This window comes from Acidovorax sp. (assembly GCF_034519795.1).
Classification (GTDB): Bacteria; Pseudomonadota; Gammaproteobacteria; order Burkholderiales; family Burkholderiaceae_C; genus Acidovorax.
The window spans coordinates 194,556-207,377 of record NZ_JAXHOB010000030.1 but is presented as its reverse complement, the minus strand read 5'-3'; the positions used below and the strand labels follow the sequence as shown (position 1 = coordinate 207,377).

The 12,822-nt window shown below is 68.9% G+C and carries 11 protein-coding genes; 4 read left to right on the top strand and 7 right to left on the bottom strand.

The features are described from left to right. Positions 1-14: 14 nt before the first annotated feature. From U5N23_RS29790 to U5N23_RS29780, 3 genes are read right to left on the bottom strand one after another with little or no spacing between them, the layout of a single operon-like run. On the bottom strand, positions 15-956 hold the full coding sequence (locus U5N23_RS29790; RefSeq protein ID WP_322596300.1) for a 3-hydroxyacyl-CoA dehydrogenase NAD-binding domain-containing protein: 942 nt from the start codon (positions 954-956) through the stop codon (positions 15-17). A gap of 14 nt (positions 957-970) precedes the next feature. After that, positions 971-1,984, bottom strand: coding sequence for a Bug family tripartite tricarboxylate transporter substrate binding protein (locus U5N23_RS29785; protein ID WP_322596299.1), 1,014 nt, complete (start codon positions 1,982-1,984; stop codon positions 971-973). A gap of 58 nt (positions 1,985-2,042) precedes the next feature. Further along, positions 2,043-2,963 (bottom strand): 3-keto-5-aminohexanoate cleavage protein, encoded by a 921-nt coding sequence (locus U5N23_RS29780; RefSeq protein ID WP_322596298.1) that lies wholly within the window; start codon positions 2,961-2,963, stop codon positions 2,043-2,045. Between the two features lie 130 nt (positions 2,964-3,093). Here U5N23_RS29780 and U5N23_RS29775 point away from each other — a divergent pair, with 130 nt between their 5' ends. Then, a complete protein-coding gene (locus tag U5N23_RS29775) occupies positions 3,094-3,786 on the top strand; it encodes a Crp/Fnr family transcriptional regulator (RefSeq protein ID WP_322596297.1) in 693 nt (230 codons plus the stop codon). On the opposite strand, the gene U5N23_RS29770 is transcribed toward U5N23_RS29775, so the two are convergent. The 4 genes from U5N23_RS29770 to U5N23_RS29755 all read right to left on the bottom strand — a co-directional run bounded on the left by U5N23_RS29770 (position 3,774) and on the right by U5N23_RS29755 (position 8,267). Next, positions 3,774-4,583 carry an alpha/beta hydrolase gene (locus tag U5N23_RS29770; protein ID WP_322596296.1) on the bottom strand — a complete coding sequence of 270 codons (810 nt, stop codon included), beginning with the start codon at positions 4,581-4,583 and terminating at the stop codon, positions 3,774-3,776. The two genes, U5N23_RS29775 and U5N23_RS29770, sit on opposite strands and share 13 nt — an antisense overlap. After that, positions 4,580-6,127 carry a benzoate-CoA ligase family protein gene (locus U5N23_RS29765; RefSeq protein WP_322596295.1) on the bottom strand — a complete coding sequence of 516 codons (1,548 nt, stop codon included), beginning with the start codon at positions 6,125-6,127 and terminating at the stop codon, positions 4,580-4,582. Before U5N23_RS29765 ends, U5N23_RS29770 begins: the two co-directional genes overlap by 4 nt. Positions 6,128-6,192: 65 nt before the next feature. Continuing rightward, positions 6,193-7,743, bottom strand: coding sequence for a 3,4-dehydroadipyl-CoA semialdehyde dehydrogenase (locus tag U5N23_RS29760; protein WP_322596294.1), 1,551 nt, complete (start codon positions 7,741-7,743; stop codon positions 6,193-6,195). A gap of 32 nt (positions 7,744-7,775) precedes the next feature. Then, positions 7,776-8,267 (bottom strand): DUF4863 family protein, encoded by a 492-nt coding sequence (locus U5N23_RS29755; RefSeq protein WP_322596377.1) that lies wholly within the window; start codon positions 8,265-8,267, stop codon positions 7,776-7,778. A 213-nt stretch (positions 8,268-8,480) separates the two neighbouring features. Here U5N23_RS29755 and U5N23_RS29750 point away from each other — a divergent pair, with 213 nt between their 5' ends. The 3 genes from U5N23_RS29750 (at position 8,481) to boxB (ending at position 12,731) form a co-directional block, all read left to right on the top strand. Continuing rightward, a complete protein-coding gene (locus U5N23_RS29750) occupies positions 8,481-9,419 on the top strand; it encodes a helix-turn-helix transcriptional regulator (protein WP_322596293.1) in 939 nt (312 codons plus the stop codon). A 180-nt stretch (positions 9,420-9,599) separates the two neighbouring features. Then, positions 9,600-11,273 carry a 2,3-epoxybenzoyl-CoA dihydrolase gene (boxC, locus tag U5N23_RS29745; protein ID WP_322596292.1) on the top strand — a complete coding sequence of 558 codons (1,674 nt, stop codon included), beginning with the start codon at positions 9,600-9,602 and terminating at the stop codon, positions 11,271-11,273. A gap of 30 nt (positions 11,274-11,303) precedes the next feature. Then, positions 11,304-12,731, top strand: coding sequence for a benzoyl-CoA 2,3-epoxidase subunit BoxB (boxB, locus tag U5N23_RS29740; RefSeq protein ID WP_322596291.1), 1,428 nt, complete (start codon positions 11,304-11,306; stop codon positions 12,729-12,731). Positions 12,732-12,822 lie beyond the last annotated feature (91 nt).

Sequence of the window (12,822 nt, the reverse complement as noted above, 5' to 3'; positions counted from 1 at the left end):
TGTGGTTCTTGTGTTCAGTCCAGGTGGCCGGAGGATTGCTTGGCCCGCAGCAGGTCCAGCAGCAGGGCATCGCGCGTGCGCGCCAGGTCCTCGGTGCTGCGCTCGCCCAGCTCCGCGGCCACGCCCTGTACCACCTGCTGCTTCAAGGCCTCGGTCATCGCGGGCGCACCCAGGTCCTGCCACCAGCTTTCGATGGGTCCGCCCAGGTGGGCCAGGACATAGGCCACGCCGCCTGCGCCGCCCGACAGGTGCAGGTTCATGAACGGCCCCATCAGCGCCCAGCGCAGGCCGGGTCCCTGGGCGATGGCGGTGTCGATGTCGGCGACCGTGGCCACGCCCTCGTTCACCAGGTGGAAGGCCTCGCGCCACAGCGCGGCCTGCAACCGGTTGGCGATGTGGCCCTTGATCTCACGGCGCACGTGGATGGGGCGCTTGCCGATGGCGGTGTAGAAGGCCATCGCGCGCTCGATGGCCTCGGGCACGGTCTTTTCCCCACCGCCCACCTCCACCAGCGGGATCATGTGCGGCGGGTTGAACGGGTGGCCCAGCACCACGAGCCCGGGCCGCGCGCACAACGCCTGCATGGCCGTGACCGACAGGCCTGAGGAGCTCGACGCCAGGATGGCATGCGCTGGCGCGGCGGCGTCGATCTGGCGGAACAGCTCGGCCTTGAAGTCGGCGCGCTCGGGCCCGCTCTCCTGCACGAAGTCGGCTGTGGCCACCGCATCCTCCAGCCGGGCGTGGAAGGCCAGGCGTGCCAGGCTGGTGCCCGGCGCCAGCCCCTGGCGCTCCAGCGTGGGCCAGTGCGCGGCCACGGCCTCGCGCAGGCGCTCTTCGGCACCGGGCGAGGGGTCGGTGGCGTCCACGTCCAGCCCGCGCGCCAGAAAGTAGGCGGCCCAGCTGGCGCCGATGACGCCGGTGGCCACCACGGCGACGCGCTTCACGGTCGAATCCATGCGCGGGGCTCCTTTCAGGATTCAGCCGTGAAGCCGATCTTTTTCACCAGCGGGCCCCAGCGCTCGAACTCGGCCTGCTGGGAGGCCGCCATTTCTGCTGCGGTGGAGCCCTGTGCAATCAGCCCGACCACGGCCAGGCTGTCGACGACGGCCTTCTCCTTGATCGCCGCGTTGATCGCGGCATTGGCGGCGGCCACCACGGCGGCCGGCGTCCTGGCCGGCGCGTAGAAACCGAACCATTCCTCGGTGGTCAGTTCGGGAAAGCCCTGTTCGGCAAAGGTCGCGACTTCGGGCGAGAACGGCGAGCGTGCCTTGCCCGAGGTGGCGATCAGCCGCAGCTTGCCTGCCTTGTGGTTGGGGATGAAGTCACCGCTCGGCGTCACCATCGAGGCGATCTGCCCGCCCACCACGTCCGTGACGCCGGGGATGGAGCCGCGGTAGGGCACGTGCTTCAAGTCCACGCCGTTGTTCAGGCCCAGCAGTGCGCCGATGAAGTGCGGCGTGGAGCCTGCGGCGGGCGAGCCGTAGTTGGCCTGGCCGGGGTTGGCCTTGGCCCAGGCGAGGAAGTCCTTCACGTTCTTCACCGAGGCCGGCACCAGCGGCCCCACGGCCAGGCCATGGTGCATGATGGCGGCGATGGACACCGGCACGAAGTCCTTGACCGGGTCGTAGCTGAGCTTGCTGTAGATGTGCGGGTAGATCGAGGTGCACGAGAACGGCGACAGCGTGAGCACGCTGCCGTCGGCAGCGGCACCCTTGAGCGACTCCAGCGCGATGCGCCCGCCGGCGCCGGGCTTGTTTTCCACCACGGCCGAGTTGCGCGTGTAGGCCGACCCCGCGAGCTTCTCGCCCACGCGGCGGGCCACGCTGTCGCCCGAACTGCCGGCCGGAAAGCCGTAGAAGATCTTGACCTGCTCGATGGTCTGCGCCAGCGCCGCCAGGGGCGACAGTGTGCCCAGCGCGGCTGCGGCGCCCATGTGGCCCAGGAACTGGCGGCGGGTGTTCGTCGTCGTCATCATGTTGCTCATCTCTGTCTCCTCGATGGGGTGGGAAAGTCGGGTTATGGTGGAGCGGGAATCGTTGCGGTCAAGCTGGGGCAAACGCGGGGCGCGGGCCGCCCACGCGCGGCAGGCCCATCAGCGCGCGCGCTTCGGCCGGCGTGGCGGGCTCCATGTCCAGCTCGCGGATGATGCGCACGATGCGTTCGGTGAGCTGCAGGTTGGTGGCCAACTCGCCGTGGCGAAAGTACAGGTTGTCCTCCAGCCCCACGCGCGCATGCCCGCCCAGCAGCAGGGCAGCGATGTTGGCTTCGAGCTGCGAGGGACCGATGCCGCTCACGCAGAACAAACTGTTCCTGGGCAGCGTGTCCACCATCATCTGCAGAAAGCGCGGCGAGTAGGGCATGGCGTTCTGGAAGGCGCGGTGCACGTTCATCACCAGGTTGATGAAGTGCGGACCTTCGTCGTGCCCCTCCTCGATCAGCGTCGTGGTGTCCTGCAGGATGTGCGTGGGGCTGAACACCTCCCACTCGGGCTTGATGCCGCGCGCCTTCATGCCGGCGGCCAGTTCACGGCCCCGGCTCAGTGGCGTGTCCATCAGGATTTCGCGGCCATCGAAGCTCAGGTTCAGCGTGGTCGCGTCCAGCGTGCACATCTCGGCACCCGCGTCCATGCCCTTGATGCGCTCCTCCCACGCAATCTCCCAGCGGCCGCCGGGCAGGGGCTTGACCATGTCGCCATGCACGCCGCCACCCGTGGAGTTGTTGAGCACGATGTCGCAGCCCTTGGCGCGGATGCGGCTGTTGATGTCGCGGTACACCTCGGGGTTGCAGGTGGCGCCGTCGTCGGGTCGGCGCGCGTGGATGGCGACCACGCTGGCGCCGGCGTTCCAGCAGCGCTCCACGTCGTCGGCGATCTCGGCCGGCTGGGTGGGCAGGTGGGGGTTCTGCGACTTGTGGGCCATGCCGCCCGTGGGGGCAATGGTGACTATGACTTTGCGCTTGCTCATCGGGGTCCTGGTGGAGAATTGCGGGGTGCTCCGCATTGTTTTTCTGGGCACCTTTCCACTCAGTCATCGCGATGACATTTGAGGGCAGGGTATACGCGGGGCCAGCGTCTTCTTCCGGGAGAACCCCACTTTGTCACCCCCTGCGACACGGCCTTCCACCACCAGCCTGCTGGCCGCGTCGGCCTGGTTCCCGCTGCTCGATGCGCCCGCGCAGCAGCGCGTGCTCGACGACGTGCGCGAGGTGGAGGTGCCCGCAGGCGGCGCACTGTGCCGCCGCGGCGATGTGCCCCTGCACTGGTACGGCGCCATCGAGGGGCTGCTCAAGTGGTCCGTTACCTCGCCCGATGGCCGCGCCGTGACGCTGGGCGGCCTGTCGGCCGGCAGCTGGTTCGGCGAGGGCACGCTGCTGCGCGCCCTGCCGCGCACGGCCGACATCATCGCCCTGCGGCCCAGCCGGGTGGCGGTGTTGCCGGTGGAGACCTTTGCGTGGCTGCACGCCACAGAGCGCAGCTTCGACCACTTCCTGCTGCGCCAGATCAACGAGCGCATGCACTGGTTCCTGGGCACCTTCACGGCCCACCACTTGCTCGACACCGACAGCCAGGTGGCCCGCGCGCTGGCAGGCCTGTTCCACCCGTTCCTCTACCCCGGCATGGACCGGCACCTGCAGATCTCGCAGGAGGAGATCGCCAACCTCACGGGCGTCTCGCGCCAGCGCTGCAATGCAGCGCTCAAGCGCCTGCAGGAGTCGGGCATTTTGCAGATCGAGTACGGCGGCATCACCGTGCTCGACCTGCCGGGACTCAGGCGCTACGTGGAATAGCTGCTCGTCTGCGCGATGAAGTCCGTGGCTGCGGCGATCACGGCGTCGGGTCGGTCGCGGTGCGGCGAGTGTCCGCAGGCGGGCAATTCGAGCAGCTCTGTGCCCGGCACCCGGCGCGCGATGCCGCGGATCTGCGTGAGCGTCCCGTACTCGTCATCCACGCCCTGGATGGCCAGGACCGGTGCCCGAATCGCGCCGATCTCCGCTTCGATGTTCCACCGCCGAAAGGGCGGGTGCAGCCAGATGCGGTTCCAGCCCCAGAAGGCCGAGTCGGCATCGTCGTGGTAGCGGCTGAGCCTGGCAGGCAGGTCGGTGCTGCGGTAGGCATCCCGGGCGATCTCGATGTTGGCGATGGTCACATCCTCGACGAAGATGTGCGGCGCCATCAGCACCAGGCCGCGCACGGCTGCGGGAAAGCGCGCCGCGTAGAGCAGCGCGATCGAGCCACCGTCGCTGTGGCCAAGCAGCCAGGGCGCCTCGGTCAGTCCCAAGGCCTCGAAGAAGGCAGGCAGCACCTCGTGCGCCTGGCGGTGCATGAAGTCCACGTCCCAGGTCTCGTCGGCTTCGCGCGGGGTCGAGCGGCCGTAGGCCGGGCGCGAGAACACCAGGCCGCGCACGCCCGCCGCGTTGCACAGGCGCTCGGGAAAGTCCTTCCACATCGCCACCGAGCCCAGGCCTTCGTGCAGGAACACGATCAGCGGTGCGCCGCTGCGCTCGGGCGCGATCCACTGGTGCTCGATTTGCACCGTGCGACCACGCCAGGTGATGGTGGCAAAGGCTGTGGTGGCTTGCGTCACGCGCGGGCCTCCTTCTCGCGCAGGCGAAATCGCTGGATCTTGCCAGTGGCGGTCTTGGGCAACTCGTCGATGAACTCGATGAAGCGCGGGTACTTGTAGGCCGCCAGGCGCTCCTTCACGAAGGCCTGCAGCGCCTGGGCGTCGGCCTGCTGGCCCGGCTTGAGCACCACGTAGGCCTTGGTCTTGGTCAGGCCTTCGCCGTCCTGCACGCCGATCACGGCCGATTCGAGCACGGCGGGGTGCTGCATCAGCGTGGCCTCCACCTCGAAGGGCGAGACATAGATGCCGCTGACCTTGAGCATGTCGTCGCTGCGGCCGGCATAGGTGTAGTAGCCGTCGGTGTCGCGCGTGTACTTGTCGCCGCTCTTGGTCCAGCCGCCCTGGAAGGTCTCGCGCGACTTCTCGCGGTTGGCCCAGTACATCAGCGCCGCGCTCGGGCCGCAGATATAGAGGTCGCCCACCTCGCCATCGGGCACCGGGCGGCCGTCCTCGCCGCGCAGCTCCACCTCGTAGCCCTCCACCGGTTTGCCGGTGGTGCCGTAGCGCACGTCGCCGGGCCGGTTGGAGATGAAGATGTGCAGCATCTCGGTGGAGCCGATGCCGTCGATGATCTCGCAGCCGAAGTGCGCCTTGAAGCGCTGGGCTATCTCGCCCGGCAGGGCCTCGCCGGCCGACGAACACATGCGCAGCGCCACGGCCTCGCGCGCCGGCAGCGCGGGCGAGGCCAGCATGCCCGCGAAGCCCGTGGGCGCGCCGAAGAACACCGTGGGCCGGTGCTGCGTCCAGCGGCGGAAGGTGGCGTCGGGCGTGGGCCGCTCGGCCATCAGCACCACGGTGGCACCTACCGAGAGCGGGAAGGTCAGCGCGTTGCCCAGGCCGTAGGCGAAATACATCTTGGCGGCCGAGAAGCACACGTCGTCCTCGGTCAGGCCGAGCACCGGCTTGCCATAGAGCTCGGCCGTCCACCACAGGTTGGCATGGGTGTGCACCGTGCCCTTGGGCTTTCCGGTGGAGCCCGAGGAGTAGAGCCAGAAGCCCGGGTCGTCCGCTGCGGTGTTCACCGGGGCTGCGAGCGGCGTTGCCTGCGCCAGGGTGTCCTCGAAATCCAGGGCACCTTCTGGCAGCGGCCCGGTGGGCTGGGAGACGAGCAGCGTGCGCACCTCGTGCGGCGCGCGGCCCATGGCGTCCTGCAGCACCGCCAGCAGTGCGCCCGAGACGATGGCCGCCTGCGCGCGGCTGTGGTCCAGCATGTAGGCGTAGTCGTCGGCCGTGAGCAGCGTGTTCACCGCCACCGGCACCACGCCGGCGTACAGGCAACCGAGAAAGGCCACGGGCCAGTCGCTGCTGTCGAGCATGAGCAACAGCACGCGCTCCTCGCGCCGCACGCCGGCGCTGGCAAGGGCCGACGCCAGGCGCCGCGCGCGGTCTTCGAGCGCACCGTAGGCCAGGCTGCCCCGGTCGTCGATGTAGGCCGTGCGCTGTGCACGGCCCCGGTTGAGGCCGAACAGGTGCTCGGCAAAATTGAATCGTGGGGGCAGGCCCATGGTGTTGTCTCCTTTGGCCCTCTCGGGTCGGGTGCGCCTTTTTTCTTGTCGCGTCGGTTGTGGTGTCAGAGTCCCAGCGCTGCCAGCACGCCGGGGCTGGCCTGCACCGCTGTGCGCTGGTGGTAGAAGTCGAGCGCGCGCAGGCCGCCCAGTTCGGCGCCACCGCCCGCCCGGCCTGGCCCGCCATGCTGCGACATCGGCATCACGTTGCCGTGGCCGCTGTGCGCCTGTGCCACGTCGGGCGTGACCACGTGCACGCGGCCATGGCTGGCGGCCACGGCCAGGGCCGTTTGCGCCAGCGCGGCCTCGTCGCTGCCATAGAGCGAAGTGACCAGCGAACCCTGGCCCCGGTGCGCCAGCGCGATGGCGTGCGCGCTGTCGCGGTAGGGCAGCAGCGTGGCCACGGGGCCGAAGACCTCCACGTCGTGCACCCGTTGTGCGGCGTCGGCATCGCGCGCACCCAACAGCACCGGGCCGATGCAGGCGGCCACGGCCGGGTCGGCATCCACCAGAGGCCGGTCGCGCCCGTCGTGCAGCACGGTCGTCTGCGCCTGCAGCGCCGCCAGGCCTTCGCGCACCGCCGCCAACTGCGCGCGGCTCACCAGCGAGCCCATGCGCACGCCCTCGTTGCGCGGGTTGCCCACGCTGATGCCGGCGAGCCTGGCGCCTATGGCTTCGGCCGCGGCCTCGTACACCTCGGCCGGCACCAGGATGCGGCGGATGGCGGTGCACTTCTGGCCCGACTTCACCGTCATCTCGCGCACCACCTCGCGCACGAGCAGGTTGAAGGCCTCACTGCCCGGGGCCTCGCCCGGCAGCAGCATGGCGCTGTTGAGGCTGTCGGCCTCGATGTTGGCGCGCACCGAGCGCTGCGCCACGGCCGGGTGGGAGCGGATCACGCCCGCCGTCTCGGCCGAGCCGGTGAACGACACCACGTCGAAGGGCTGCAGCTGGTCCATCAGCCCGGCCGAACTGCCGGCGATGACCGACAGCGCGCCCGCGGGCAGCACCCCTGCATCCACCACATCCTTGACCATGCGCTGGGTGAGCCAGGCCGTGGCCGTGGCCGGCTTGACGATGACCGGCACGCCCGAGAGCAGGGCCGGTGCGGCCTTTTCCCACAGGCCCCAGGACGGGAAGTTGAAGGCATTGATGAACAGCGCCACGCCCTGTGTGGGCACCGACAGGTGCTGCGACTGGAAGACCGGGTCCTTGCCCAGCCGGGCCGCATCGCCGTCGCGCAGCGCGCGGGCATCGCCCAGGGCGTCGCCCCATTTGGCGTACTGGCCCAGCGTGAAGATGGCGCCGTCGATGTCCACGCCCGAGTCGTTCTTCACCGTGCCGGCATTGGCCGTGGCGATCTCGTAGTAGGCATCGCGGTGGGCGAGCAGCACCTTGACGATGGCGGCCAGCAGCGCCGCGCGCTCGCGGTAGGTCAGCGCGCGCAGGGCAGCGCCCCCTTGCTGGCGCGCAAAGGTGAATGCCTCGGCCAGGTCGAGCCCGGTGGCGTCCACGCGCACCAGTTCGTTGCCGAGCACGGGGTCGAACAGCGGCGTGCCGTTGCCGGTGCCTGCTTGCCAACGGCCGGCAGCGTAGTTGGAGAGAAGTTCAGTCATGGATATATGGAAGAAGAGGGGGCGAGCGGATTTCAGGTGCGCGTGAACTGGATCTGGCCTTCGGGCAGCAGGTAGAGCACCAGGGCGCGGCCCTGGGCCACGGTAGGGCGGTGGGCGGTGCCGGGGCCGTAGACGCACCAGCCTGCGGGCCGGCCATCGAAGGTGGCGCTGCTGCCCTCGATGGGCATGATCAGGTCGATCTCGCCGTTGGGGTGCGTGTGGTGCGGGCCCGCCAGGTCCTGCATGTCGACCACGTCCACCGAAAAGCGGTGCAGCGCGTCCTCGGCCTTGAACACGCGGCCGTACCGGATGCCACCGCCCTCGCGCTCGCACAGCCAGCCCTCGGCCACGCCGGTGAGGCAGGCGTCGCGCAGTTGCGCATAGGTGGGGCTGGCGGCACCGTGCGTGGCGTTGAGCCACTGGTCCAGCGCCGCATCGAGCGGGCGGCCTTCGAGCTGCGCGGTCAGGTCGGCCAGCAGGGCATGGAAGGCATTCTTGCTGGAGGGGGCGGTGGCGGGCGTCATCATGGTGGCGGGCTTTCATGGGAAAGGCGGGCTGGGGCAGGACGTCTGTGCGCCGCTTGCCATGGAAAATGATTGCCTTGCAGGATCCTGCGACGTGCAGTATCTTGCGTGCACCTGGACGATAAACCTCGGGATGATCTCAGTCAAGCACTATAGTGCATATTTATCGGGCTGCCGGACCGCAGACAATCGGTGGTGTGAACAAGGACGCGCATGAATGAGCAAGACGACGCAGTGCTGGCCACTGCGCCCATCGACGGCAACGGCGCTGCGGCGCCGGGCGGCGAAGCCCGCAACCCGCTGCTGACGGCGCTGGGCGAGCGCGTGCGCAACCTGCGCGCGCAGCGCGGGCTCACGCGCAAGGCCGTGGCCATTGCGGCCGACGTGTCCGAGCGCCACCTGGCCAACCTCGAATACGGCACGGGCAATGCCTCCATCCTGGTGCTGCAGCAGGTGGCGGGGGCGCTGCACTGCTCGCTGGCCGAGCTGGTGGGCGATGTCACGACCAGCTCGCCCGAGTGGCTGCTGATCCGCGAGCTGCTCGAAAACCGCAGCGAGGCCGACCTGCGCCGTGTGCGCCTGGCGCTGGGTGAGCTGCTGGGCACGGCCTCGGTCGACCCCGCCCGGCACAGCCGCATCGCCCTGGTGGGTCTGCGCGGCGCGGGCAAGTCCACGCTGGGCCAGATGCTGGCAGACGACCTGGAGCTGCCCTTCGTGGAGCTGAGCCGCGAGATCGAGAAGCTCGCCGGCTGCAGCGTGCGCGAGATCCACGACCTCTATGGCACCAATGCCTACCGCCGCTACGAGCGCCGCGCGCTGGAGGAAACCATCCAGATCTACAGCGAGGTGGTGATTGCCACCCCGGGCGGCATCGTCTCCGACCCCGCCACCTTCAACGAGCTGCTGGCGCACTGCACCACGGTGTGGCTGCAGGCCGCACCCGAAGAGCACATGGGCCGGGTTGCGGCCCAGGGGGACACCCGCCCCATGGCCGCCAGCAAGGAAGCCATGGACGACCTGCGGCGCATCCTGAGCGGCCGTGCCGCCTTCTATTCCAAGGCCGACCTGTCGGTGGACACCAGTGGCAAGAGCCTGGCCCAGGCCTTCCAGGGCCTGCGCTCCGCCGCCAGGCAGTCGATAAGCGCCGCCTGAGCCTCCGACCCCGCCGCTCGCGGGGTGCGGTCGCCCCCTCTTTCGCAACGAAAAAAGCAGCCTAGGCATTGACGCGTCCGTAAACATGCAGCATGATGCATGTCATTGAAATCAAAAGCTGCATTATTTTTCTTGTTCTGAGGTTTGCAGCCGATACTACCGGCCCCACAGGAGACATCCATGACTGCCACCACCACCAGCGCCCCGGCGCGCGTCGACTACCGCACCGAACCGGGCCAGTACCGCCACTGGTCGCTCAGCGTCGACGGGGCCATCGCCCGCCTGTCGCTCAACATCGCCGAAGACGGTGGCATCCGCCCCGGCTACAAGCTCAAGCTCAACAGCTATGACCTGGGCGTGGACATCGAGCTCAACGATGCGCTCAACCGCGTGCGCTTCGAGCACCCCGGGGTGCGCACGGTAGTGGTCACCAGCGGCAAGGACCGCATCTTCTGCTCGGGCGCCAACATCTTCATGCTGGGTGTCTCCAGCCACGCCTGGAAGGTGAACTTCTGCAAGTTCACCAACGAGACGCGCAATGGCATCGAGGACTCGTCGAAGCACTCGGGCCTCAAATTCCTGGCCGCCGTCAACGGCGCCTGCGCCGGCGGCGGCTACGAACTGGCCCTGGCCTGCGACGAGATCCTGCTGGTGGACGACCGCTCGTCGGCCGTCTCGCTGCCCGAGGTGCCGCTGCTGGGCGTGCTGCCCGGCACCGGTGGCCTGACGCGTGTGACCGACAAGCGCCATGTGCGCCACGACCTGGCCGACATCTTCTGCACCAGCGTCGAAGGCGTGCGCGGCCAGCGTGCGGTGGAATGGCGCCTGGTGGATGCGGTGGCCAAGCCGGCCCAGTTCGCTGCGGCGGTGCAGGCACGTGCCACCGAACTGGCGGCCGGCAGCGACCGCCCGGCCGGCGCCAAGGGCGTCGCCCTGACCCGGCTGGAGCGCGAGGATGGTGCCGACAGCCTGGGCTACTCGCATGTGCAGGTGCAGATCGACCGCGCCAGGCGCACCGCCACGCTCACCGTGAAGGCACCCACCGGCGCGCAGCCCGCCGACATCGCCTCCATCGAAGCGGCCGGCACCGCATGGTGGCCGCTGGCCCTGGCGCGCGAACTCGACGACGCCATCCTCAACCTGCGCACCAACGAACTCGACATCGGTACCTGGCTGCTCAAGACCGAGGGCGACGCCCGGGCCGTGCTCGCCTCCGACGCGGTGATGCTGGCGCACCAGGACCACTGGCTGGTGCGCGAGACCATCGGCGCGCTGCGCCGCGCGCTGGCACGCCTCGATGTGTCCTCGCGCACCCTGTTCGCGGTGGTGCAGGAGGACTCCTGCTTTGCCGGCACGCTGGCCGAGTTGGCCTTCGCGGCCGACCGCAGCTACATGCTGGCCCTGCCCGACGATGCCGACCGCGCACCCCGGCTCACGCTCAACGAATTCAACTTCGGCTTCTTCCCCATGGTCAACGACCAGAGCCGCCTGCAGCGCCGCTTCTATGAAGAGGCCGCGCCGCTCGACGCAGCGCGTGCTGCGGCCGGCAAGCCGCTCGACGCCGACGAAGCCCTGGCCCTGGGCCTGGTCACCGCCGCTCCCGACGACATCGACTGGGACGACGAGCTGCGCATGGCCATCGAGGAGCGCGCCGCCATGTCGCCCGACGCCCTGACCGGGCTGGAGGCCAACCTGCGCTTTGCCAGCAAGGAGAACATGGCCACGCGCATCTTCGGCCGGCTCACCGCCTGGCAGAACTGGATCTTCAACCGCCCCAACGCCGTGGGCGACAAGGGTGCGCTCAAGGTCTACGGCACCGGCGAAAAAGCCGGCTTCGACCTGAACCGTGTTTGACCCCTCTGCTGAACCACCCAAGGAACAACCATGAGCAGCATCAACTACAGCGAGAAGATCCCCAACAACGTCAATCTCGGCGAGGACCGCACGCTGCAGCGTGCGCTCGAAGGCTGGCAGCCCAACTTCATCAACTGGTGGGACGACGTGGGCCCCGATGGCTCGACCAACCACGAGGTCTACCTGCGCACGGCGGTGAGCGTGGACCCGCAGGGCTGGGCCCAGTTCGGCCACGTGAAGATGCGCGACTACCGCTGGGGCATCTTCCTGAACCCGGGCGATGCCAACCGCGAGATCCACTTCGGCGACCACAAGGGCGAGAAGGCCTGGCAGGACGTGCCCGGCGAGCACCGCGCCAACCTGCGCCGCATCATCGTCACGCAGGGCGACACCGAGCCGGCCTCGGTCGAGCAGCAGCGCCACCTGGGCCTCACGGCGCCCAGCATGTACGACCTGCGCAACCTGTTCCAGATCAATGTGGAAGAGGGCCGCCACCTCTGGGCCATGGTCTACCTGCTGCACAAGCACTTCGGCCGCGATGGCCGCGAAGAGGCCGAGGCCCTGCTGCAGCGCACCTCGGGCGATGAAAACAACCCGCGCATCCTGGGGGCCTTCAACGAGGCCACACCGGACTGGCTGGCGTTCTTCATGTTCACCTATTTCACGGACCGCGACGGCAAGTTCCAGCTCTCGGCCCTGGCGGAGAGCGCGTTCGACCCGCTGGCGCGCACCACCAAGTTCATGCTGACCGAAGAGGCGCACCACATGTTCGTGGGCGAGAGCGGCGTCTCGCGCGTGCTGGCCCGCACCGCCCAGGTCATGAACGAGCTCAAGACCGACGATCCGCAGAAGGTGCGTGCCGCCGGCGCCATCGACCTCGGTACCGTGCAGCGCTACCTGAACTTCCACTACAGCGTGACCATCGACCTGTTCGGTGCCGACCAGTCCAGCAACGCTGCCATCTTCTACAGCTCGGGCCTCAAGGGCCGCTACGAGGAAGGCAAGCGCACCGATGACCACGTGCTCAAGGGCCAGACCTACAAGGTGCTGGAGGTCAAGGACGGCCAGCTCGTCGAGAAGGACGTGCCGATGCTCAACGCCCTGAACGAGGTGCTGCGCGACGACTTCATCAAGGACTCGGTCGCCGGCGTCGGCCGCTGGAACAAGGTGCTGGAAAAGGCCGGCATCCCCACCCGCCTGGTGGTGCCGCACAAGGCCTTCAACCGCCAGATCGGCGCGCTCGCGGGCATCAAGATGTCGCCCGAGGGCCGCGTGGTGAACGAGATGGAATGGGCCGCCAAGAAGGACGAGTGGCTGCCCAGCCCCGAGGACTTCGCCTTCGTCGCTTCGCTCATGGGCCGCGTGGTCGAGCCCGGCCAGTTCGCCGGCTGGATCGCGCCGCCGGTGATGGGTATCAACCGCCAGCCGGTCGATTTCGAGTACGTGCGTTTCGGCTGATGGACAAAGAACCGCCCTCGGCGTATGAACGAAGGCAGGGATGAGGGCAGGCCCCACGAAGACCGCACGCCCCATCCCAACCCCCTGGTGG

What these genes read in the sequence shown, in the direction of transcription:
- U5N23_RS29790 (WP_322596300.1), bottom strand. Translation starts at nt 956, where the DNA reads ATGGATTCGACCGTGAAGCGCGTCGCCGTGGTGGCCACCGGCGTCATC.
- U5N23_RS29785 (WP_322596299.1), bottom strand. Translation starts at nt 1,984, where the DNA reads ATGAGCAACATGATGACGACGACGAACACCCGCCGCCAGTTCCTGGGC.
- U5N23_RS29780 (WP_322596298.1), bottom strand. Translation starts at nt 2,963, where the DNA reads ATGAGCAAGCGCAAAGTCATAGTCACCATTGCCCCCACGGGCGGCATG.
- U5N23_RS29765 (WP_322596295.1), bottom strand. Translation starts at nt 6,127, where the DNA reads ATGGGCCTGCCCCCACGATTCAATTTTGCCGAGCACCTGTTCGGCCTC.
- U5N23_RS29760 (WP_322596294.1), bottom strand. Translation starts at nt 7,743, where the DNA reads ATGACTGAACTTCTCTCCAACTACGCTGCCGGCCGTTGGCAAGCAGGC.
- U5N23_RS29755 (WP_322596377.1), bottom strand. Translation starts at nt 8,267, where the DNA reads ATGACGCCCGCCACCGCCCCCTCCAGCAAGAATGCCTTCCATGCCCTG.
- U5N23_RS29750 (WP_322596293.1), top strand. Translation starts at nt 8,481, where the DNA reads ATGAATGAGCAAGACGACGCAGTGCTGGCCACTGCGCCCATCGACGGC.
- boxC (WP_322596292.1), top strand. Translation starts at nt 9,600, where the DNA reads ATGACTGCCACCACCACCAGCGCCCCGGCGCGCGTCGACTACCGCACC.
- boxB (WP_322596291.1), top strand. Translation starts at nt 11,304, where the DNA reads ATGAGCAGCATCAACTACAGCGAGAAGATCCCCAACAACGTCAATCTC.